This window comes from Sulfitobacter guttiformis (assembly GCF_003610455.1).
In the GTDB taxonomy this organism is placed as follows: Bacteria; Pseudomonadota; Alphaproteobacteria; order Rhodobacterales; family Rhodobacteraceae; genus Sulfitobacter; species Sulfitobacter guttiformis.
This window is the reverse complement of the sequence record NZ_RAQK01000001.1, coordinates 505910-526418: the sequence shown is the minus strand read 5'-3', so window position 1 is coordinate 526418 and position 20509 is coordinate 505910. Positions and strand designations below refer to the sequence as shown.

Sequence of the window (20509 nt, the reverse complement as noted above, 5' to 3'; positions counted from 1 at the left end):
GTCGCCTGCCTCAGGATCAAACCAACCTCTAACTCATGCACGCATGTGCTGTCGGCAGAGGGATTGATAATGATCCGCACCGCCTCAGTGGAGGGTTTTATACTCTGCGCGGTTCCACGTCTGGTATGTCGTCAGTGTACAGTTGCTCATAATCGCCAGCTATTACGCTGGATTGATGCAGTATATCCTGTCGGGATCAGATTAGCGCAACAAAGCCCGGCTTTTACCCATGCGGAACGGGATCTTAATTGCCACTTAAAATCATTCGGTAGCGCAATTGATCGAAGATTACGGCGAGGATCAGTAACATACCCAACAAAACCATTTGCATATAGGAGCTAACCTGAGCAAGGTTCATACCATTTTGCACGAGAACGATAAAGAACGCGCCCAAAACTACATTCTCAACCCGTCCGATCCCGCCGCGCAGGGAGACACCTGCGATAACGCAGGCGGCAATCGATTCAAGAGCGATGGTACCGCCAAGGTTTGCCTCGCCGGATTCGACACGCGCGGTGAGTAGTAAACCCGTCAGCGAGGCGATCAATGCGCAAATGATGTAGGCCAGCATCAGCGTCTGTTTGGTGTTTATAGCCGACAGATGGGCTGCCTTGATGTTGCCACCTACGGCATAGACCTGCGTGCCCAGCCGCGTGCGTGACATGAACACCCACATGATAACAATACAGATCAATGCGACGATTACGGGCACAGGAATACCCCAGAGGCGGCCAAATCCGAAGGTATCGCCGAAGGCGAATGGCATACCACTGACCGGTACGCCACCCGTCAGGAACAGCGCCAGACCCGCACCCACAGAGGATACACCAAGGGTCATAATAAAGGGAGAGACCTCGAAATAAGCAACACCGATGCCGTTTACCGCCCCGATCAAAAGTGCCGCCCCAAAGCCCATAAAGGCGCCAAGTATAATCGCAAGCCAGATCATATCAGGAAAAATACCTGCCATAGCGACCATTCCGGTAGCAGACACCACCGAGGTCAGAGCAATTGCCGTCCCGACGGACAGATCGAACCCGCCCGAGATCAGCACCAGCATTTGCCCCATGGACACCAGCACCAGATAGACCGACTGGCGCGCTACATTTAACAAATTTTGGCCTGTCAGAAACTTGTCCGACAGGGCGGTGAACACCACCAGCGCGATGCCAAGGAAAAAGGGCAGTACGCCAACCTTGATAAACAGCTGCTTGAAGATGTTCGACGCGGCCTGGGTCTCGGTTTGGGGGCTCATGCGGTGGCTCCTGTTTCATCAAAAAAGTGTTTTAAAATCAGTTCTTCAGTCATGGACTCTCCATCGAGCTCCGCCGAGATGCGGCCATGTGCGAACACCAACGCCCTGTGCGACAGGTTCAGGACTTCGGGCAGATCGGAGGAAATCAACACCACCGCCTTACCCGCCTCGGCCAACTCCTTGATCATCATATAAAGTGCGGCACGGGTGCCCATATCCACGCCCACCGTAGGCTCGTCGAAGATATATAGATCCACGGGCTGGCCAAAGGCTTTGCCAAACAGCACCTTCTGCTGGTTACCCCCCGACAGTTGCGAGACGAGCTTGGGACGGTAGCCTTGTGGCAGTTCTACCTTGTCGGCGGTCACATCGGTGGCCGCACGCACGGCGGACCAGTTCACGAACCCTCGCAGCCGCTCATCCAGCCGGGCCATCATCGGGTTTACAGCAAGGTTATCGTTGGAGGATTTGGCAAGGTCGAGACCTTCGTGTTTGCGGTCGGGCGATAGGTAATAGACCCCCGCCTGAATGATCTCGCGGGTAGGGGCACGGCTGATGTCGCGCCCGCGAAAGGTGACGCTGCCGGAAGTGCGCGGATAGAGGTCCATGATTGTGCGAAACAGACGCGACTTTCCGGAACCGACCAGCCCTGCCACGCCGAGGACTTCACCGGCCCGGATCTCGAAACTAGCGGGATGTAGGCGTGGCGCGCGCAGGTCTTTTACTTGCATCACGACCTCGCCGTCGCGCTTGGCGATCTTGGGATATATCTCGGAGATGCTGCGGCCGGTCATCATCTCCACCAGCGCCGCATCATTCGTATCTGCCATATTGACGGTGCCGATCTTGGCTCCGTCGCGCAGCACGGTGATCCGGTCGGCAATGCGCGCGAATTCCTGCATGCGGTGGGAGATATAGAGGATGCCCACACCATCGGCCTTTAGCCTTTTAATGAAATCAAAGAGGTGATCTACCTCCCGGTCAGTGAGCGAGGCGGTCGGTTCGTCCAGAATGAGAACCGACAGATCGCCGTGGAATGCTTTGGCAATCTCGACCATTTGTTGCTGCGCGCGCGATAGACCGGCGGTCAAAGCCTGTGGGTCGATGTCAAAATCCAGCTCGGCAAACACTGCTGCGGCCTTAGTGCGCATAGCGCGGTGATCTATGAAAGGGCCGCGCTTGGGTTCTTTGCCTAGGAATATATTCTGCGCCACCGTCAGCGTCGGGATCAACGAGAATTCTTGAAATACCGTGTAGATGCCGACTTTCTGCGCATCTGCCACGCTTTTGAAAGACACTGTTTCGCCGTTCAGTTGGATGTTGCCTGCACTCGGCGTGTTAGAGCCTGCCAGCATCGAAATCAGTGTGGATTTCCCCGCACCGTTCTCACCGAAGAGAACATGCACCTCACCTGCGCGTAGATCAAGATCGACCGCGTCTAATGCCAGAACGCCTGGATACGACTTGGACAGGGCTGTGGTTTGGATCAGTGGGGGGTGGGTCATGGGAGGCTCCATATGCATGGGCCGGACGGAAACATCCGGCCCATGAGGTTTCAGGTCCGTAAGGTTTTACTCGACCGAGAACACGGGGCTGTAGCCATCCGGTGGCAGGATGTTGGTGCGCGACACGCTTTCGATGTTATCGGGATCAACGACGAAGATTTTGGGGCCTACGTGTTTAACGTATTCCTTGCCTTCAAGAATACGAACCGCTTGATCGATAGCGATACGGCCCTGAACGACCATGGAATCTGCCGGGGCCGCCAAAATAAAGCCACGCTGGATGCCGGTGTAGACACCGGGTGTCATGTAGAAGGCCAGCAGGTCTACCTTGCCTTGCAATCCGCGCTCGCGGATGAGGCCTTGGGCAGCTTCTGCTGTCACGGCTGTCCCTGCAAGATAGCGCACTTCCGGGTTGGCTTGCAGTACATCCTCAACCAGCTTGAGTTGTGCTTCTTTGCCGGTGTCGCCAAAGCGCGGCTCCAGCACTTCGACTGCAGACCCCTTGATCGCTTCCATAAACCCAGTATTGGCCGCCTCGACCCAACCTGCACCGGCGGGACCGGGGAACCAACCCACCTTCACCGGCTCGGAGCCTGCGGGATGTTTTGCAGCCAGATAGCGGCCGGTTTCGGCGCCCATTGTCTGGAAAGACACCAGCGACTTGCCGGAGATGTCGGGCGAAGATACGCCGTTTATCACGTCAATTACCGGAATACCCTTTGCTGCGACTTCCTTGATCACGTTGTTCAGGCCGTCATAAGATATCGCCCCAATGACAACCGCATCCGCACCGGCGGAGACGCAATCCTCGATCTGGGTGATTTGCTTGGCCAGTTCGGTATAGCCGCCGGCCTCGACGTTGTTCATCTTTACCCCAAGGCGCTTGGCTTCGTCTGCCACGCCATAGTTCACGCCCAGCCAGTAGGCGTCTTTCATATGCGGGAAGGACACGCAAATGTTCCACGCCTTCTCGGCTTTTTCCAGTGGCGTGTAGGTCACCGCCGATACCGTACCATCCGCGGCAAAGGCAGGTGTGACCTCCTCGGCCTCATAAGGGAACCATGCGTCCTGCGCAAAAGCGCCCGCCGGGATCGCCGTGGCAAGTGCCAGAGCTGCAGTTGCTCTCAGAAAATGTTTCATCGTGATCTTCTCCTTGTCGGTGTTGTTGGCGGGGCGTGCCCGCTGGTTAGATTTGTGGCTCTTAGTTGAGCTCTTCTCGGATTTGTTGCAGCATCTTGCGGCGGGCTCTTCGCGCCTCAAGGGCCTGTTCCATATCAACCTTCACGAAGTTAACGGGGGTATTGGGCTGCAATTGGCCAATTAGATCCATATCGGCAGAAATGATCGCGCCGAGGGTGAAATACCCACCGCCAGAGACGGCATCGCGGTGAAGCACGATTGGTTCTGTCCCGCCGGGGACTTGAATGGAGCCGTAAGAATAGCAGCCATCGACGATGTTGGATGGATCAGCGCCTGCGCCGAAGGGTTGCTCGCGGTCAACGAACTCCAGTGCGCGCCCACCCTTAAAGCGGTAGCCCATGCGGTCTGCTTCGGCAGCGACAGTCCATGTGTCCTCGAAAAAGCCCTTGCCTGCCGCCTCTGTTAAGCGGTTCCAGTAGAGGCCCGGCAGCACACGCAAGGAGGCTGGGTTATCAGGACCACGGCGAAGGGCAGGGGAAACGCTGCGCCCGGATTTGGATAGATCGCCCTTGGCCACAGGCACCAGATCGCCCGCCGCAATAGCGCGTCCTTCGATCCCGCCCAATGCGCCGATGGGGTAGGTAGAGCGGCTGCCCAGATCGGGATCGGTGGCGATGCCGCCGCTGATCGCAATATAGACCCGAGCGCCGGTTTTGAGGAAACCAAAGCTTAGTGTCTGGCCTGCCTTGACGTCGAACGATGTCCAGCCCTCGACCGGACTTCCGTCAAGCATCATTGGCATATCTGCGCCTGTCACCGCCACGACAGCGTCTTCGGTAAACTCAATCTCGGGGCCCATGAACACTGCCTCAAGACCTGCGGCGTCCTCGGGATTTCCCACCAGCATATTGGCAGCGCGTAAGGCGAACCGGTCCATTGCACCGCTGATCGGGATGCCGAGGTGGAAGTACCCGGGGCGTCCGAGGTCCTGAACAGAGGTGGAAAGGCCGGGTTTGTTGATTTTAAGCGCCATCGAGAGCCTCCATCAATTTCGCGTTTGTGCCCGTCATATCGGCGTTGAACTCTTCAAGGTCGAAATCGACTACGGCGATGCGCGGGGTATAGGTGCCTTCCTCGACAGCGGTCACGATGCGGTCGTATTCGGCGCGGTCGATGGGTTTCCATTTGACGATGTCACCTGGCTTAAAGAAGACCATGAAGTCTTTGAGGTAGCTTGTCTTTTGCTCAGGGTCATAGATGGGCATTGGTGTGATGCCGAACATCTGATAGCCGCCAGCACCGCGCACCGAATAAACACACGAGAAGCATCCGCCGTAGCCGACGGTCAGTTTGGGAGTGTCCGTGCGTGGGCGTAGATATTTTGGTACCTGCAACTGCTTGTCGCGCTCGACCAGTTGGTAAAGAAACGGCAGGCCCGCCACAAATCCGACCATGGAGACGAACCATGGCTGCGAGTGATGCGCTTCGATGAAGGCCTCGACGCTGTCAAAGCCGTTAATGCGCGCGGCATAGTCCAGATCGGTGCCCGACGGGTCCTGATGCCGTTCGCGGAAGCGCATAACGCATTCCTGGGTCCATGGGTCCTGATAGAAAACAGGGATCTCGATGATCCGCGTGGACAGTCGCTTTTCCGCGCTGTCTGCCTTATTCTCCAGTTCCTGCACGCGTTTGAGCATGTCGTCGGGATGGGTCACGTCGGGGTCGAACTTGACCTGAAAGGATGCATTGGCAGGGCAGATCTCGGTCACGCCGGGGATGTCGGCGTCCCGAACCGCATTGCTCATCGAGAGGGATTTGAAGAAAGCGTCCAAAGACATCTCTTCATCCATTTCGACGTAGATATGCTCGTCACCCCCAAATGTGTAACGTGTTTTCACGATGCACCTCCTGTTGTACTGGTTTGTTTGAGATTGCCCGCGGCAAGCCAAGGCTCAAGCCATTGAGTGTGGAACTTCCTGGCCTGTACGTCCGGATCATCGGCCAGCGCCAGATGCAGCGGGATGGTGGTTTTTAGCCCTTTCAGCTCGATTTGTTGCAAAACGGTTTTGAGCTTTTTTATCGCCTCGGCACGGGTCGGCGCATGTACGATCACCTTGCCCAGAAGGGAGTCGTAGAAGGGCGGGATCTGGTAGCCCTCATATAAAAAGTGATCGATGCGGATGCCGTCACCTTCTGGCAGGTGCATCGACTCCAGCTTGCCGGGCCATGGCATAAACTGCTTGTAGGGGTCTTCGGCATTTATGCGCACTTCGATGGCGTGCCCGTTGCGGGTGATCTGGTCTTGGGTAATATTTAGCTTCTGGCCTCCGCATACGCGGATCATTTCTTGCACCAAATCAATGCCGGTGATCATCTCGCTTACGGGGTGTTCAACCTGAATGCGGGTGTTCATCTCGATGAAGAAAAACTCCTTCGTGGCCTCGTCATAGAGGTATTCCAATGTACCTGCGCCGCGGTAGTTTACGTCTTTCGCAAGTGCCACGGCAGAGGCGCAGAGATCATCGCGGGTCTTGGCATCCAAACAGTCGGCACCAGCTTCTTCCCACACCTTCTGGCGGCGACGCTGGAGCGAGCATTCTCGCTCGAAGCAATGTATGGCGTTTGTGCCATCGCCCACAATTTGTACTTCTATATGGCGAGGAGAGCGAACGGCGCGTTCGAGATAGAGCCCGCCATCCCCAAAAGCAGCAGCTGCCTCCTGTTGGGCTTGGGGGGCGAGTTTGCGCAACTCCGCTTCATTATCCGCCACGCGGATACCGCGCCCGCCACCCCCGGCGGCGGCCTTGATCATCACCGGATAGCCAATTTCGGCCGCAATTCGCGCCGCTTCGTCCACGGTTTCCACACGGCCCTTGGAGCCGGGCACCACAGGGACTCCGGCTGCTTCTGCGGCCTTGCGCGCCTCGACCTTGTCACCCATCCGCTCGATCGTTGCGGCGCTCGGACCGATGAAGGTGACAGCCGCCGCTTCGACCGCCCGCACGAACGCTGGACTCTCGGACAGGAAACCGTAACCGGGGTGAACGGCGTCCGCATTGCTGCTCTTGATTGCCGCCATCAGGCTGTCGATCTTGAGGTAGCTTTCCTTGGCGGGTGCCGGTCCTATACAGATTGATTCATCTGCGAGCTTGACCGCAAGCATGTCGGCATCAGCCTCTGAGTAGCCCTGAATCGTGGTGATCCCGAGTGCCTTTGCTGCATGGATTATGCGTACGGCAATTTCGCCCCGGTTTGCGATGAACAGGCGGGAAATTGTCATATCACGCGTCCAGCGTTGCCAGAACCGCACCTGCCGTCACGGGTGCAGCATCTTCGGTGACATAGCCGCCAAAAGTGCCTGCCGTCTCGGCCTTGACCTCGATAAATGTCTTCATCACTTCGACCAGACCGATGGTATCGCCCACCGCGACTGCATCACCCGCAGATTTGAACGCGGGTTCTTCGGGGGAAGGTTTAGTATAGAAGGTACCGGGGAGAGGGGATTGGATGTCTGCCATGATTATATCTCTCTTTTGATTACTTGGATTGCGCCAGAACGGTTGCGGCGGATGCGATTGTGATGCCCGCGTCGATCAAACCCTGTCGAATGGCGCGGCCCATATCCAGCGCCCCGGGTGTGTCGGAGTGAAAGCATATCGATTCAAAGCCGATCTCGATCTCGTCGCCCTCGACTGTGGTCACTTTGCCTGTTTTACAGGCTTTTACACATTTTGCGGCGATGGCTTCGGGGTCGGGGCGGCCTACCTTGCGGGTGAAGACAATCGAGCCGGAGTTGCCATAGTCGCGGTCAGCGTAGAATTCGCGCACGACCGGATGACCGGAGCGTTTGGCGATGCGGTAGGTCTCTGACGCCTCCATGCAAAACAAAATGGTGTCGCTGCTCATCTTGCCCAGTGTATCGACAAGAAGCTGTGAAAGCTCTGCGTTGACCGCAGCCTCCATGTAGAGCGCGCCGTGGGGTTTTACGTGCTGGAGGCCAATACCATGCTTGCGGCCGAATTCGCGGATCGCGCCGATCTGGTAGATGATGTCGTTGACCAACTCTTCAGGTGTTGTCTTGATCATTCGGCGGCCAAAGCCTTGGAGGTCATTGTAGCCGGGATGCGCGCCGAGACCGACACCGTGCGAATGAGCAAGCTTGACGACGCGGTCCATTGTATTTGGATCACCGGCATGAAATCCGGCAGCGATGTTGGCAGAACTTATCAGCGCCATGATTTCTTCATCGGGTGCGTCGCCAAGCACCCACTGGCCGAAACCTTCGCCCATGTCACAGTTCAGATCCACTAGTTCCCGCATCCGCAACGACCTTCTTTGTTAGCATGGAAAAAGCTTGGCGAAGGCTATGAGGTATGTACAATATTAATTATGGGGGTTGAGTTATCTGATAAATTGATAATGCTTGGGGCGTTGGAATAACTAGAACAAACTAATTTTGCAAAGTTCGTGTCTAGCGTGTATTCGATAATCAGATAATGCTAATTTATATATTATGAGATTGGGGCTTCATGAACTTCCGGCATCTTAAATTCTTTGTGGCTACCGCCGAATCCGGTCAGGTCAGCCGAGCGGCAGCGCAGCTTTCAATCTCTCAATCTGCTGTAACCAACGCAGTCAAAGAGCTTGAGGCAGAATTGGGAACGCCCTTGTTTATGCGTTCGGCCCACGGGATGGAGATGACAGAGGCAGGGCGCGATTTCCTTTCCTCGGCGCGGGAGATCCTTGAAAAAGTCGAGCAGGCCAAGAAAGTGCGCCAGAAACAATCCCCCGTAAAAGGTCGTATCTCCATAGCGGCAACCTATACTGTGATCGGGTATTTTCTGCCGCCCCATCTGGATCGCCTTAATCAATTGTTCCCAAATCTTGAGATACGGCTGAGCGAGTTAAATCGTGAAAGCATCGAGGAGGGGTTACTATCCAACCGTTTCGATCTAGCGGTCGTGCTGACCTCGAATTTAAAGAATGTCGAGATCGAGACGAAAACTCTCCTCCGTTCTGAGAGGCGATTGTGGGCCGCCAATTCGCATGAGTTTATTCGTCAGGGAAAGGCAGTTACATTCGAGCAGATTGCAGAGCAGGGCTATATCATGCTTACCGTGGATGAGGCCGCCCATACGACCATGAACTACTGGGGCCTCAGCAATGCCCAGCCTCGCGTCACACTGCGGACTTCGTCGGTTGAGGCGGTACGCTCGATGGTTGGGAACGGGCAGGGGGTAACGATCCTATCGGATATGGTATACCGCCCCTGGTCGTTGGAGGGTAAGCGAATAGGTGTGACAGAGACTGACCGGCCGATCCCGTCAATGGACGTGGGCCTTGCCTGGCGAAAGGGAACGGATTTGTCGCACGCGGCTCAATCCGTGCTTGAGTATTTTAACGAAGCCTTTCTCGCCACACGATTTTGACGATGTAGCTTTGTCGAGAGCCTGTTGGGCTCTGCCGTCGCAACCACATAGTGCCGGCTTTGTGTTTCCCTGACTTCGAGAGCTTCAACGCCCATCTGGCATAGCGGTGCCGTACCGGTCAGGGCAAGACGCTCCGTCGTCAAACGGCAACCATCGGCGACAGGTTTCAAACTTGATCTGGCTGAGACGGTCCTCTGCCAGCCGCCTCCTATGCCGACAACCCAATCTTGAATGCGTCATAGCACGTCGTGCTGAGCCGCATTCAAGGTCAGCTCCGCATTCAATTCTGCGAAAAGGCTAAGCTAATACATTTTCTTTGCAGCTGTATTTGAAGAGCGCCACCCCAACAAATGAGCATCCAAAATCATTGTCGTTGATGACATCGTGTCAGACACCGATTTTGCGGAAGTTTAGCACAGCATTTTGCATTCTAGCTTTAATATGCCCGCCGTCTGTGAGGTCAGCTTCGAGAAACCATCAAGTAAGGAAATAACAACGTGGTCAACCGTGTGACGAAGCTAACCGATGCGCGTATTGAAGCGCCATTCGGTGGCCCTGATAGGATAGTTGTCCGGTTTGGGTCGTTCAGTCCTTACTTTGCAAACTGGCTAACAATCTTTTGTTCTGATATCCATTTTTCGTACACCAGTTGTACACTTGGTCTTTTCATCACAGCATCAGAGATACGCTTTACGTTTGGAAACTCCTGCGTCGATGGCTGTCCCCGCGCGGGTTGTAGCCACGTTGTCAACATGAAGAGATAGATGTCAGCAGCGCTGAAGCGATCACCAATCATCCAATTGTTGTTGCCAATCTGATCGTCAACGATCGCCCAAGTCTCGCGCAATCGGCGAAGTCCACGGCGTCGCGCACTCGGTTCTGTGGCAGGCGTGTCAGCAAATCGATCTGGGTAATAGTCCAGCTGGAACGCATTTTGCACAGTGCTGGAAAAATAGACTAGCGTCTGAAGAAATAACCCGCGTTCAGGTTCATGAAACGCCGGTGCGAGTTTTGCTTCGGGATGTCGATCACAAAGAAAGACTGTAATAGCAGCGCACTCGTACATTGCGTTGTCACCCCAGATGAGTACTGGCAACCATCCATTCGGATTTAATGCCATATGGCTTTGAGACCGAGGTTTGTTCATTTCTATGTTGGCTGGAATGAGCTCGTAATCCGCTCCAATCTCTTCGAGTATAACCCGCACACCCAATGATGCGCTTGCTGGTGCGTAGTACAGCTTATAACTCATGTGTGCTTCCTAAGTATCGCATTGGCGTATTGTACCGGATTGCCAGAATTCCGACCATTGGCAATGCTGCGCAAGAGAAGGATGTCACTTTAAGACGGCTCGAATTCCTGAACCATGCATGAAACTCAATTCTTCGGAAAGACACTGTTTAACGTTGCAACCATCGGTCGACCTCCGGTTTGGGCCGGTCGCGCCATCAACCACTGGGATCAGAAGGTGTTCACTCACTGCGACTTATACCAAGTTTAGTTCTGTGGGGCACGGACGAGATCAAGTCAGGCAAGAGACCTTATATGGCAAGGCGGGTCAAATGCGGCACATCTCCGACAAATGATCACATCCATATCACCAGACACGGTGATAGGTGAGTTGGTCGGCAATCTCGCTCTGGAAATCCAGCGCATTTGCCCGTGGCTTTGTTAAAAGGCTCACAACAATGAAAAGTGCCGCACTCAATCCCCCGACAGTGAAGGGGAGAACCGGATTGAATACACTGACCTTCAGAAATATGGCGAGACAGACAGCGACGGCCGCGCCGCCGATGATGGCCGCAAAGGCGCCCGCGGCTGTACCGCGATGCCAGAAAAAGGCTCCGACGATTGGTGGTACAGAGACCATAAGACCCGCCGCAGAAAGCGCCGCGAGTTGATCCACAATGGCAGCCTGCTCTAGCGCAAAATAGCTGGCGAATAAAACTACTGCAACGATGACAAGGCGACCGGAAAATATCTGTCGCGCATCGCTTTGGGTTTCCACGCTTGGCACAACGTCGCGGGCGATCATCGCGCCGACGGTCAGCGCGATTGAATCCAGTGTTGATATCGCTGCCGACAGAATGCCGATGATTAAGAGCAGCACCACCCATGTCGGGATGACCCCCGAGGAAAGAAGGGCAGGTGTCGCCATCGAAGTGTTTGCGATATTTGGCGCAAGTTGAAGCGCGGCCAGCCCCCAGATCACGGCAACGAGCGTAAAGATAAAGCCGAACCCGAGGACCCAGAGGATCATCCGGCGCATGGCCCTAAAATCCCGCAGGATGAACAACCGCTGGCTGACCTGTGGGTTGGAGAGGGTGAAGAAGAACCACGGAAGCGACAGCGCGATGAAGGTCGGAAGGCTCCAGAGTCCGGGCCCCGGAACCGTTAGCCATTCGGCATGATCCGCCTGCAGGGTACCAATGAACTTGGCCGGACCGCCCAACGCCGCGATTGCAAACGCCACCGCCAGCAGCCCTGAGACGAACATAACAACCGACATCGCAGCATCGGTCCAAGCCACGGAGCGTAGACCCGCGAGCAAGGCCCAGAACATTGCAAGTGCTGCACCTGTCGCGACCGCTTGAAAGAGGCTGATTCCTCCGCCCGTCACACCTGACAGCAACAGCCCGATCCCGGCCATCTGCGTCGTGCAATAGGGCAGAAGAAACACAATACTTACAACGGCCATCGCACGGGCGACACCCCTGCTGCCGTAGCGCGCACCGATCATCTCGGCAGGTGAAATGAATCCCCAACGCTTCCCCACCAGCCAAAACCGCGGTGCAAAGATAACTAACAAGGACAGACCAGCGAAATAGATTAACTCGAAGCCGAGCGCGCCGATCCCGCCGCGGTAGGTGAGGCCTGTCAGAACGACGAGCATGAAGGCGGAATAAGTCGTAGCGGCATAAGATAGTCCGGCTACCATGCCGCCGATGTCCCGTCCTCCGATATAGTAATCACCCGCCGACCCAGAATTCGCGCGCGCCGCGCGCACGGCAATGACAAAGCCGAACGCCGCAAAAATCGCAATGACCGCCCATATAAGGCCCGGCGCGATCACGCCTCGTCACTCCAACGCGTTACGCCTATGACGATCAGGCCGATCACCACCACTCCGAAAAGCAACCAAAACAGCGGCACGGCCATGATCATCGGGCTGTCTGACAACACCCCATAAGGCACAGCGACGCCTGCCAGCACTGTTATCGCCATAGCTGCAAGCCAGATGGCCCTGCCGCGCTGTTGCCGTTTTTTCACGATCTGATCGATGATTTTTCCCCCAATTCAGAGTTCACTGAGTACCCGCTGACGCGACATGAGACAAGCATGTTAAAGCCTCGGATCTAGAGGATGTGTTCATATCAAATGTCGGTCGCTGCGCGCCAGGAAGGTTTGGATTGGCGCAACGCCGCCCAAGTCCGGCAGGGCGCAATCAAGGTGAAATACCGAGACCGTGGCGTGTCGTCGAAACTGCAAATATGCAACCAAAAGCAGCAAGCGTTGATAATAGACGGCAGCATCAGCGGGTTCAGGTGGGTGATTCAATGCCGCGTCTGAAGCGGATTGGGTCTCCGCGCGTAACCGCCACTCACATCGTTCAAAGCAGCAAATGCGACAACTGTCCGCTAAGTCTGGCACAATTGTCACCTGCCCGGTCGAAATGCTGATTGATACATAATTGGCTGTTTCAGTGATGATGCGATGCAGTTTCCCATTGGACAACTAAAGTCAGGGCATCGCGGTTAGTAGCCCAAATTATATTCAAGTAGGCCGGAAAACAGTTCAGTCACTGATGTCACTACAATGCGCTCATCTGTAGGCGTGACTGATCCGGTCGAAAACGCATAGTTTCCTGCTAGATCTTGATGCGTCTCCAGCACACTACGCCTCGGCGTCCGTCCGCAGAATCAAACCAATTCGCGGCGGTGCCCACTCCAAAGCAAAAACAATTAGGTCATTGGAGCATATGGAGGCGAGTAGGAGAATCGAACTCCTGTACACGGATTTGCAATCCAGATCATGGTGCTGATTCAAAACAAAAACTGTGTAAACGTACCCGATCTGTTCACGACGGGATATCAATGGGTTGCACGACAAGTGTAAACGCTCAAACGAGTGCGGAAAAAGAAAACGCCGCGTCCACTGACATGGAACACGGCGCTAGAAATACAGAGACCCATCAAAAATCTCTTGGCACAGGTAAACCGAAGCCGCGCCGGAATGCAATGTCTTTGTATGCAAAAGACCGCCATAAGCGCGCGGCAAAGGCTTTAGGGTTTGTCCTTACCCTTGGCACATCTGAGGCTTGGAGCGGTCTAATCATCGTCTTACTGGCGCGGTTGAAGCCAGAGGAGCGCGCAAAGCTGGCATATGCCAGCCTGATGACCCTCGAAGATGATCAAGCCTACCAAATCGCCAATGCTGCCCTGTACGGCGTTTACAAGGGGGAGTTGGTCCGATGATCACCGAAGCCCAGCTTGAAGAGCAGCTCTACCACCTCAAACGAGTGACACGCGGCCACGGTGACCAGTGGAGCGTGAACTTTGCGCGCTCGATCTTGCGTCAAGCCAAGAACCCCAAATGGAAACCGACAGCACGGCAGCAGCCTATCATTGAAAAGCTGATCAATGAGAGCCGCTTCGGGGGCAGTGCCGACAGTACGCCAGACAACATTGAATTGATTGAGACAGAGAAAGGGTCTGACGCCGTCTAATCCGCGTCCGTGGGGTGTTTTCGGACGACTGGAGAGGCACCACATGTATCTGCGTTATCTTGAGTGGGTCAAAGCGCAAAGGGAGCCCTAAAGCTCAATCCCTGAGGCCCTGCCGTCGCGTTCAACGGTGAAGAAGTGAGCAAGCACAGGCGCGAACGCTGCGACCTGTGCGCCCAATGCGATGGCCCGGCTCCGTTGAGCAAGGACTTCACGTTGAGGGCTAGGGACGGGTTGGGCATTGCCCGGCCTTAGTCGCCCTATGCCCTCAGCTCAGACCCTCACCATTGAGCATGAAGCTCATAGATAGAAAGATACGCGAGATGAAAGAAAAGAAGAGAGAGGATTTCGAGCACATTGGCGAGCACATCCGCGTGATTGTCACTCGTGTGCAGCGCCTCAGTGTATGCCACCGCGACCCGCACCGCTTCCACGAAGAGAAGAGCGAGATCGCTTATGAGCTGTCAAAGATAGCGAGGTCGATCGCGTGACCTCATTCATAGCCTGTTGCGGGTCCCTCCTATCTTTCCCCCATGCGGGTATAGCGACTCCCGAGATACCAGCCGCTTTAGAAATTACTAAGGGGTTAAATACATGAAGATATTGTCAGAATTGGCCCTTGGGGAAGAGCCTTTGCACACCGTAGGCGGCAAGGATCTTTGCGCGCTCTTCGACATTTCACCCGCCGCCCTGACCGATCTGAAGAAACGCGGCCTTGCGGTTCATCTATCGCATGACTGCTATGATCTGACCGCTACAACGCGCGCGTACGTCCAGCATCTTCGCAGCATGGCGGCAGGGTGGGGCACGGGTGACCAGGCGGTGACCCTGACTAACGAACGGGCACGGCTTGCCAAAGAACAGGCGGACGCGCAAGCGATCAAGAACGCCAAGCTACGCGGCGAGCTGGTCGAAGCATCCGATGTTGAGCGCACCTGGGGAGATGCTCTGCGCCAGCTTCGCGCCCGTATCTTGGCTGTCCCCTCCCGTATGCGGTCTGATCTGCCCGATATTGATCCGCAAACTATCGACGCCATAGATCGCGCTCTGCGCAGCATTTTGACCGAGGTTGGCAATGGAAATTGAACAGGTTCTGGCCAGCGCCTTGCGCGCCCTTATTCCACCGCCCCGCCTCCGGCTTTCCGAATGGATTGAATCAGAGATTGTTCTTCCCGAGGGAGTCAGTGCTCAGCCAGGGCCAGTCCAGCTTTGGCCCTTCCAACGGGAAATCGCGGACGCTATCGGAGACGCGAGCATTGAACGGGTGACGCTGGTCAAGCCGGTGCGGGTAGGGTTTACAACGCTCCTTACATCGGCGGTCGCGTCTTTTGTTGCCAATGAACCCGCCCCGATCCTTTGCCTTTTGCCCGCTGAAGCTGACTGTCGGGATTACATGGTGTCGGACGTTGAGCCTATCTTTGCATCATCACCAGCGGTGGCGAAGGCGCTGGCCTATGAAGTCGACGGCGATGACAGAAACACGCTCATGTCTCGACGGTTTCCGGGTGGATCGCTCAAGGTGGTCGCTGCGAAAGCCGCCCGCAACTTGCGCCGGCACAACGTCCGGGTGCTGTTCATGGATGAGGTGGATGGCATGGACCCGACAAGCGAGGGATCTCCCATTCTTCTTGCGGAAAAGCGCACCTTGTCCTTCCCTGATCGAAAGATCGTCATGGGCAGCACCCCCGTTCACAGTGAAAGCAGTAATGTGCTGCGCGCCTTCGCCGAGTCAGACGCGCGCATTTTCGAGGTGCCCTGTCCAGAATGTGGCGCTTTCTCTGAAATTCTGTGGGGGGCTATCCGTTGGGACGAAGGCAAGCCGGAAACCGCGCGCTGGCAGTGCCCGCATTGCAGTGAAGAGATCGCAGAACGCCACAAGCTCAAGATGGTAGCTCAGGGGCAATGGCGCGCAACCCGTCCTGAAGTAAAGGGCCATGCAGGCTTCCAGTTGAACGCCTTGGTATCGCTTCATGCAAATGCATCTTGGCCACAGTTGGTCCGGGAATTCCTCTCAGCCAGAAAAGACCCGGTCACATTGCAGACCTTCGTCAATACCATCTTGGGTCAAGGTTGGAGCGGTGCGGGTGATGAGCTTGACGAAGCGGAGCTGGCCGGGCGCAATGAGGCTTTCGGTCTGGAATCGTTGCCGGAAGAAGTCCTTACGATTGCTGCCGGAATCGACACACAACACGACCGGCTTGAATGCACTTTCATCGGCTCCGCAAAGGACGAAACGGCATTCATCCTTGGGCATAAGGTCATATGGGGGAATTGGGATCATGATGAAACTTGGTCAGAGCTTGACGGCTTGCTAAAGACACGCTGGAAACACCCCCTGGGCGGTTCGCTTGGTATCGATGCAGCGGTGATCGATGCAGGCGACGGTGTGACCATGGAGGCAGTCATGTCATTTTGCGGCCCCCGCCAGCGCCGCCGGATCATGGCTGGAAAGGGAGTTTCGGGAACCCGCCCATTCATTGAACCTTCACAATCCCGCAAGAAGTCGGTTGCGCGTCTTTGGCTGATCGGCGTGGACGGGATCAAGACCGCAATCATGGCCCGGTTGACGCGGGCTGGATCGATCCGCTTTTCAGGTGATCTTCCGCCTGTGTGGTATGAGCAACTGACCAGCGAAAGGGCAGTGACGCGCTATGTGCGGGGGCAGCCGCAAAGGAGATTTGAGCGGGTGCCAGGGCGTAGAGCTGAGGCGCTCGATTGTGTTGTTTATGCCATTGCGGCGCGACAGGTGGTTCACGTGAATTTCGAAGAGCGTGAAGCGCAGCTGCGCGCCGGTGGGCTTCAAGATCAGGTTAAGCCTAAGAACGTCTATCGCTCGAAATGGTTGACCGGATAGATCGACGGCCTGTGCTCAATTGAGCCTTGGACCGTTGGCGCGAAGGGTTGCGATGTGATCTCTCGCCTTGCTGATAGCCGCGTTAACAAGCTCTGGCCGTGACAAAAGATAATCTATCGAGCCGCCAAGGATGAATCGTATGTTTTGATCGTCGGCAACGCGCGCGGCGGCTTTGATTGCTTTCTTTCGATCACTTGACCTATCAAATTTCTTCTTAAACGCGACGAATTCAAAATTCGAAACTTGCTTTTCGAGCTGGTCAAGTTCGCTACCGGTCCAACTATTCCGCATGATCATTGTTTCCTATCGTCTTTTCAGGCGGACGCCAGCGCCCCCGCCATTTTCTTGGATGAAGTCTACACCAGCCTCTTCGAGTGCGAAGCGCATTGCGGTGACGGCAGCGTCGGAAACAACTCTGCGTTCTTTCTCAAAATCTATGACTGTTGACTGACCGAGACCCGCCGCTTTTGCGAGATCAGTTTGGGTCATTGAGAGTAGGCCTCGGGCCGCGCGGGATTGTGCTGGTTTCATTAATCAACGTTTTTCATTGACGGCACGTCTGCCGAGGATTATCAACGTAAATCATTGATACCATGATCGGAGAAAATCACAATGAAAAAACGCGCCTGCGCGAACAGCGCCACCTTGCCTGATGCAAGTTCTCAAGTCATCCGCGATATGATCCTTATCGCCCTGGACGCGACCGAAGCACCAGATTTATCGGAGCGCAACCGCTTGGAGGCTCACTCTGCACTTACGGAAGCAATGATCTTGATCGAGGGGGGTTCACAATGATGACCCGTCGCGCCATGATTGCGTCCTTGCCCGCATCGACCATTGCAGTGGGATCGACGGCTTCCTCGCCCGCTATGGCGAGGGCCGAAGATGACACGCCGATCCTGCGCCTCTTCAGTCAACATCAGGCGATCCTAAGTGCTGCTTCAGTGCACGTCCGCGCAGCCAACGGGAAGGACGTGGACGAAGATCTTGAGCGCCTTTTCTATCGTCGCTCTGACGAGATCGAAAGTGAGTTGATGGCGCTGCCCTCTACCTGCGCCGCAGACTTCGCGGCAAAGCTAGTAGTGGATACCTGCAGTGGCGACACTTTCTCCGACTGGGAAACCGGCGCGCTCTGGAAGGAAGCCCGCGCCCTGACGGGGACCTTGAAATGAGCGGGTCGCAGGCGCTAAAAGCGATGCGTTGAATTTGTCTTGCAATTCTAGGAGCAGCGTGGCAAAAAAAGTCAATGAAGCGTTTTGACTTTGAGAGTGCACCTATGGCTGACGAAGATGGAGAAAAAGGCGATTACGAAGTGCAGCGGGTGAGAGAGTCCGCTATCAGCGGCGCGTCCGAGCTTTTCGAAGCCGACCGTAAGAAGCGATTTCTCAATATTGAGAGGAATCGCGCGTTCCTTTCGCGCCCAAGGTTTGGCTTCGGTAAGCTGGTTCTTCTTACGAACGTGAAACCTGCAACCCTTCGAACATGGCTTACCCGCAAACAGCTTTCGCTGGACGCAGATCAAAATCACAGTGAATCGAAATGGCGATTGTTCAGCTATCGAGACGCTGTGCGTATCGCTAGCTTAGCGTCAATCTCATCTGACGTTCGGGTTTCCGTTACGGACGCCACAGAAATTCTAGAGCTGCTAATTCGCGACATCGAGCAAATCTTGGAGAACAACGATCCTGATGATGATCGTCAAACGGGCGATCTGGAGTGCTTCTTCGCTTGGAAAGAAGATGAAGAATGGCGCGCTGAGCGAGGGTGGAATACTCGCCGAGGAATGATGGGGCCGGAATTTCTTCCGGCCACGGCGCTGTTTTTTCAACCTCACATGATCTTCAAGCAAGTCTTTGCGGACGGCCACCACATGGACGACGAACATGAATAGGCCGCGGATGGTTTCTCCAAATTTGGTCCGCGGCCTCGTCACCCGCGCTATCACCTTGCTTATGGGTCAAGATGAAAGTGCGGGTGGCAACCATCGTCGCAGCCTCGACGCCGCAACCGGCGGACGGCGCGGCGGTGGTATGGGTACCTTCGGACCGATCAACGGCGAGGTTGCGGCGGGGCTGTCTCTGGTTGGCAGTCGGGCCGCATATCAGGCGGTCAACAATCCCTATATCTCCAATGCGGTGGCAAACCTTGTCGCCTTCCTGGTTGGCACAGGGCCGCGCCCGAATGTTCGCGGGATTGATCGCGAACAACGCCGGGGGCTGCACTTCGCTTTTGACCGTTTCTGCGAGACAGCAGACTTCGCGGAAAGAACCGACCTTGGCGGGCTGATGGAGCAGATGGCCAGAGATATCGTGGTGCGTGGGGAAGCACTGGCATTGATGCACAACACGGCTGAGGGGCTGCAAATCCAAGTCATCCCGCCGGATCACCTGGACGCGGCAAAGACTGTAATCCTTAGCGACGGACGGCAGATCGTCCAGGGCGTGGAATTCGACGCGAGAGGGCGGCGGGCAGCCTACTGGATTTTTCCTGAACGTCCCGATTCTGTGTTCATTGGTCATGAACCCGCCGTTCGGGTGGATGCTGGGGATGTGCTGCACGTCTTCCACCCGATCGGCGCCGGTCAAGTGCGCGGCCTTTCATGGCTGGCCGCTGCGGTCCTGACCGCCAACGAATTCGACCAGTACCGGGATGCTCTACTGTTGGCCGCAAAGATGGCTGCTATGAACGCGGCATTTATCACTGACGCGACTGACACAGGTGGTGACGAAGAGCTGTTTTCTGATCCGGTTTGGGAGCCGGGGGCAATGACCCGCTTGCCGCTTGGCACCGATGTCACATTCAGTTCACCTGAACAGCTGAAGGACGCACCCGCTCTGATGCGGATGAACCTGCAAGCCTTGGCTGCGGCGCTTGGGGTGCCAGAATTCCTGCTTTCCGGTGACCTGACCGGTGCGAATTATTCGAGCCTCCGGGCTGGCCTGATACCCTTCCGGGCGCGCATCGACCAGGTGCAGCACAATACGCTTGTGCCTCAAATTCTTCGCCCTGTCTGGCGGCGCTGGCTGGCGTTGGAAATTCTCGCGGGCCGCATCGATGCTTCCGCCGATACGCCCTGCGATTGGATCATGCCGCGCCCGCAACAGGTAGACCCCGCCAAGGATCTGGAAGCGACCGAAAAGGCGATTGCCCTTGGCCTGACCAGCCGCACCCACGCGATCAATGAGCTGGGGTGGAACGCCGACGATATCGATGAAGAAATTCAGTCAGATCGCGCCCGTGAAGCCGAGCTGGGCCTGAACTTCGCCACAACCAAACCAAAGGAGAGCGCCGATGCCGACTGAATACCTTCCCCCAATGGAACAAGGCCGCATACACAGGAAGAAATCTACGAAAAACTCCTGGATTGGACAGATCAATTTTGCCTTGATTATTCCTTATTATTCCTTTTTTCGAAAAGACGGCCGGACTAATTTCTCTTTGGCGTGGAACCTTGCAATGGGGCTTTGCCAACCAAAGACCAGCAAGGAACATGCTTTTAGAGATGATTTCATTTTGGAAGTCGAACGTCGCTTTCCGGGTGAAAGTTACCCCAAGGGATGTATTCGCCGCGTGATCCCGAAGTGCCATTAGGCACCTTCATCA

Annotated in this window: 24 protein-coding genes; 11 read left to right on the top strand and 13 right to left on the bottom strand. The window is 55.6% G+C overall.

Annotated elements, in window-relative coordinates:
• Positions 1-244 precede the first annotated feature (244 nt).
• From C8N30_RS02475 to C8N30_RS02440, 8 genes are all read right to left on the bottom strand, one after another.
• Entirely contained in the window at positions 245-1255 is a 1011-nt protein-coding gene (locus C8N30_RS02475; protein WP_025062912.1) for an ABC transporter permease, read from the bottom strand.
• On the bottom strand, positions 1252-2760 hold the full coding sequence (locus tag C8N30_RS02470) for a sugar ABC transporter ATP-binding protein (RefSeq protein WP_025062911.1): 1509 nt from the start codon (positions 2758-2760) through the stop codon (positions 1252-1254). Before C8N30_RS02470 ends, C8N30_RS02475 begins: the two co-directional genes overlap by 4 nt.
• A gap of 66 nt (positions 2761-2826) precedes the next feature.
• Positions 2827-3900: a TMAO reductase system periplasmic protein TorT gene (gene torT, locus C8N30_RS02465; RefSeq protein ID WP_025062910.1), complete on the bottom strand. Its 1074-nt coding sequence runs from the start codon at positions 3898-3900 to the stop codon at positions 2827-2829.
• 61 nt (positions 3901-3961) lie between these two features.
• Complete coding sequence (locus C8N30_RS02460) at positions 3962-4933, bottom strand: 5-oxoprolinase subunit C family protein (RefSeq protein WP_025062909.1); 972 nt, start codon at positions 4931-4933, stop codon at positions 3962-3964.
• On the bottom strand, positions 4923-5798 hold the full coding sequence (locus C8N30_RS02455) for a 5-oxoprolinase subunit B family protein (protein WP_025062908.1): 876 nt from the start codon (positions 5796-5798) through the stop codon (positions 4923-4925). Before C8N30_RS02455 ends, C8N30_RS02460 begins: the two co-directional genes overlap by 11 nt.
• Positions 5795-7180, bottom strand: coding sequence for an acetyl-CoA carboxylase biotin carboxylase subunit (locus C8N30_RS02450; protein WP_025062907.1), 1386 nt, complete (start codon positions 7178-7180; stop codon positions 5795-5797). Before C8N30_RS02450 ends, C8N30_RS02455 begins: the two co-directional genes overlap by 4 nt.
• Before the next feature lies 1 nt (position 7181).
• Positions 7182-7418, bottom strand: coding sequence for an acetyl-CoA carboxylase (locus C8N30_RS02445; protein WP_025062906.1), 237 nt, complete (start codon positions 7416-7418; stop codon positions 7182-7184).
• A gap of 19 nt (positions 7419-7437) precedes the next feature.
• Positions 7438-8220 (bottom strand): 5-oxoprolinase subunit PxpA, encoded by a 783-nt coding sequence (locus C8N30_RS02440; protein WP_025062905.1) that lies wholly within the window; start codon positions 8218-8220, stop codon positions 7438-7440.
• Positions 8221-8429: 209 nt separating this feature from the next.
• On the opposite strand from C8N30_RS02440, the gene C8N30_RS02435 reads away from it, so the two are divergent.
• A complete protein-coding gene (locus C8N30_RS02435; RefSeq protein WP_025062904.1) occupies positions 8430-9329 on the top strand; it encodes a LysR family transcriptional regulator in 900 nt (299 codons plus the stop codon).
• 592 nt (positions 9330-9921) lie between these two features.
• On the opposite strand, the gene C8N30_RS02430 is transcribed toward C8N30_RS02435, so the two are convergent.
• From C8N30_RS02430 to C8N30_RS19160, 3 genes are all read right to left on the bottom strand, one after another.
• Entirely contained in the window at positions 9922-10581 is a 660-nt protein-coding gene (locus C8N30_RS02430; RefSeq protein ID WP_025062903.1) for a glutathione S-transferase family protein, read from the bottom strand.
• Between the two features lie 345 nt (positions 10582-10926).
• Positions 10927-12402, bottom strand: coding sequence for a sodium:solute symporter family protein (locus C8N30_RS02425; protein ID WP_198021480.1), 1476 nt, complete (start codon positions 12400-12402; stop codon positions 10927-10929).
• Positions 12399-12599 (bottom strand): hypothetical protein, encoded by a 201-nt coding sequence (locus C8N30_RS19160; RefSeq protein ID WP_147419671.1) that lies wholly within the window; start codon positions 12597-12599, stop codon positions 12399-12401. Before C8N30_RS19160 ends, C8N30_RS02425 begins: the two co-directional genes overlap by 4 nt.
• A 968-nt stretch (positions 12600-13567) precedes the next feature.
• Here C8N30_RS19160 and C8N30_RS19155 point away from each other — a divergent pair.
• The 5 genes from C8N30_RS19155 (at position 13568) to C8N30_RS02400 (ending at position 16906) form a co-directional block, all read left to right on the top strand.
• Complete coding sequence (locus tag C8N30_RS19155; protein ID WP_147419670.1) at positions 13568-13804, top strand: hypothetical protein; 237 nt, start codon at positions 13568-13570, stop codon at positions 13802-13804.
• Positions 13801-14055, top strand: a complete 255-nt coding sequence (locus C8N30_RS02410; protein ID WP_025062899.1) for a hypothetical protein — start codon at positions 13801-13803, stop codon at positions 14053-14055. Before C8N30_RS19155 ends, C8N30_RS02410 begins: the two co-directional genes overlap by 4 nt.
• A 320-nt stretch (positions 14056-14375) precedes the next feature.
• Positions 14376-14543, top strand: coding sequence for a hypothetical protein (locus C8N30_RS19240; protein ID WP_156949577.1), 168 nt, complete (start codon positions 14376-14378; stop codon positions 14541-14543).
• A 103-nt stretch (positions 14544-14646) separates the two neighbouring features.
• Positions 14647-15138, top strand: a complete 492-nt coding sequence (locus C8N30_RS02405; RefSeq protein ID WP_025062898.1) for a DNA packaging protein — start codon at positions 14647-14649, stop codon at positions 15136-15138.
• Positions 15128-16906 carry a phage terminase large subunit family protein gene (locus C8N30_RS02400; protein ID WP_037967953.1) on the top strand — a complete coding sequence of 593 codons (1779 nt, stop codon included), beginning with the start codon at positions 15128-15130 and terminating at the stop codon, positions 16904-16906. The genes C8N30_RS02405 and C8N30_RS02400 overlap by 11 nt, the downstream gene beginning before the upstream one ends.
• Positions 16907-16921: 15 nt before the next feature.
• On the opposite strand, the gene C8N30_RS02395 is transcribed toward C8N30_RS02400, so the two are convergent.
• Together C8N30_RS02395 and C8N30_RS02390 are read right to left on the bottom strand one after the other, a co-directional pair.
• Positions 16922-17197 carry a hypothetical protein gene (locus C8N30_RS02395; protein WP_147419669.1) on the bottom strand — a complete coding sequence of 92 codons (276 nt, stop codon included), beginning with the start codon at positions 17195-17197 and terminating at the stop codon, positions 16922-16924.
• A 12-nt stretch (positions 17198-17209) separates the two neighbouring features.
• Positions 17210-17437: a helix-turn-helix domain-containing protein gene (locus C8N30_RS02390; protein WP_025062895.1), complete on the bottom strand. Its 228-nt coding sequence runs from the start codon at positions 17435-17437 to the stop codon at positions 17210-17212.
• Between the two features lie 81 nt (positions 17438-17518).
• Here C8N30_RS02390 and C8N30_RS02385 point away from each other — a divergent pair, with 81 nt between their 5' ends.
• The 5 genes from C8N30_RS02385 to C8N30_RS02365 all read left to right on the top strand — a co-directional run bounded on the left by C8N30_RS02385 (position 17519) and on the right by C8N30_RS02365 (position 20497).
• Positions 17519-17701: a hypothetical protein gene (locus C8N30_RS02385; protein WP_025062894.1), complete on the top strand. Its 183-nt coding sequence runs from the start codon at positions 17519-17521 to the stop codon at positions 17699-17701.
• A complete protein-coding gene (locus C8N30_RS02380; RefSeq protein WP_025062893.1) occupies positions 17698-18078 on the top strand; it encodes a hypothetical protein in 381 nt (126 codons plus the stop codon). Before C8N30_RS02385 ends, C8N30_RS02380 begins: the two co-directional genes overlap by 4 nt.
• A 104-nt stretch (positions 18079-18182) precedes the next feature.
• A complete protein-coding gene (locus tag C8N30_RS02375) occupies positions 18183-18797 on the top strand; it encodes a hypothetical protein (protein ID WP_147419668.1) in 615 nt (204 codons plus the stop codon).
• The gene (locus C8N30_RS02370; protein ID WP_025062891.1) at positions 18790-20208 is read left to right on the top strand and encodes a phage portal protein; all 1419 of its coding nucleotides are present in this window, start codon (positions 18790-18792) and stop codon (positions 20206-20208) included. The genes C8N30_RS02375 and C8N30_RS02370 overlap by 8 nt, the downstream gene beginning before the upstream one ends.
• Positions 20198-20497: a hypothetical protein gene (locus C8N30_RS02365; protein ID WP_025062890.1), complete on the top strand. Its 300-nt coding sequence runs from the start codon at positions 20198-20200 to the stop codon at positions 20495-20497. The genes C8N30_RS02370 and C8N30_RS02365 overlap by 11 nt, the downstream gene beginning before the upstream one ends.
• The last annotated feature ends 12 nt before the right edge of the window (positions 20498-20509 follow it).

Coding starts and splice junctions, on each gene's coding strand:
- C8N30_RS02475 (WP_025062912.1), bottom strand. CDS start 1,255: ATGAGCCCCCAAACCGAGACCCAGGCCGCGTCGAACATCTTCAAGCAG.
- C8N30_RS02470 (WP_025062911.1), bottom strand. CDS start 2,760: ATGACCCACCCCCCACTGATCCAAACCACAGCCCTGTCCAAGTCGTAT.
- torT (WP_025062910.1), bottom strand. CDS start 3,900: ATGAAACATTTTCTGAGAGCAACTGCAGCTCTGGCACTTGCCACGGCG.
- C8N30_RS02460 (WP_025062909.1), bottom strand. CDS start 4,933: ATGGCGCTTAAAATCAACAAACCCGGCCTTTCCACCTCTGTTCAGGAC.
- C8N30_RS02450 (WP_025062907.1), bottom strand. CDS start 7,180: ATGACAATTTCCCGCCTGTTCATCGCAAACCGGGGCGAAATTGCCGTA.
- C8N30_RS02445 (WP_025062906.1), bottom strand. CDS start 7,418: ATGGCAGACATCCAATCCCCTCTCCCCGGTACCTTCTATACTAAACCT.
- C8N30_RS02440 (WP_025062905.1), bottom strand. CDS start 8,220: ATGCGGGAACTAGTGGATCTGAACTGTGACATGGGCGAAGGTTTCGGC.
- C8N30_RS02435 (WP_025062904.1), top strand. CDS start 8,430: ATGAACTTCCGGCATCTTAAATTCTTTGTGGCTACCGCCGAATCCGGT.
- C8N30_RS02430 (WP_025062903.1), bottom strand. CDS start 10,581: ATGAGTTATAAGCTGTACTACGCACCAGCAAGCGCATCATTGGGTGTG.
- C8N30_RS19155 (WP_147419670.1), top strand. CDS start 13,568: ATGTCTTTGTATGCAAAAGACCGCCATAAGCGCGCGGCAAAGGCTTTA.
- C8N30_RS02410 (WP_025062899.1), top strand. CDS start 13,801: ATGATCACCGAAGCCCAGCTTGAAGAGCAGCTCTACCACCTCAAACGA.
- C8N30_RS19240 (WP_156949577.1), top strand. CDS start 14,376: ATGAAAGAAAAGAAGAGAGAGGATTTCGAGCACATTGGCGAGCACATC.
- C8N30_RS02405 (WP_025062898.1), top strand. CDS start 14,647: ATGAAGATATTGTCAGAATTGGCCCTTGGGGAAGAGCCTTTGCACACC.
- C8N30_RS02400 (WP_037967953.1), top strand. CDS start 15,128: ATGGAAATTGAACAGGTTCTGGCCAGCGCCTTGCGCGCCCTTATTCCA.
- C8N30_RS02395 (WP_147419669.1), bottom strand. CDS start 17,197: ATGCGGAATAGTTGGACCGGTAGCGAACTTGACCAGCTCGAAAAGCAA.
- C8N30_RS02390 (WP_025062895.1), bottom strand. CDS start 17,437: ATGAAACCAGCACAATCCCGCGCGGCCCGAGGCCTACTCTCAATGACC.
- C8N30_RS02385 (WP_025062894.1), top strand. CDS start 17,519: ATGAAAAAACGCGCCTGCGCGAACAGCGCCACCTTGCCTGATGCAAGT.
- C8N30_RS02380 (WP_025062893.1), top strand. CDS start 17,698: ATGATGACCCGTCGCGCCATGATTGCGTCCTTGCCCGCATCGACCATT.
- C8N30_RS02375 (WP_147419668.1), top strand. CDS start 18,183: ATGGCTGACGAAGATGGAGAAAAAGGCGATTACGAAGTGCAGCGGGTG.
- C8N30_RS02370 (WP_025062891.1), top strand. CDS start 18,790: ATGAATAGGCCGCGGATGGTTTCTCCAAATTTGGTCCGCGGCCTCGTC.
- C8N30_RS02365 (WP_025062890.1), top strand. CDS start 20,198: ATGCCGACTGAATACCTTCCCCCAATGGAACAAGGCCGCATACACAGG.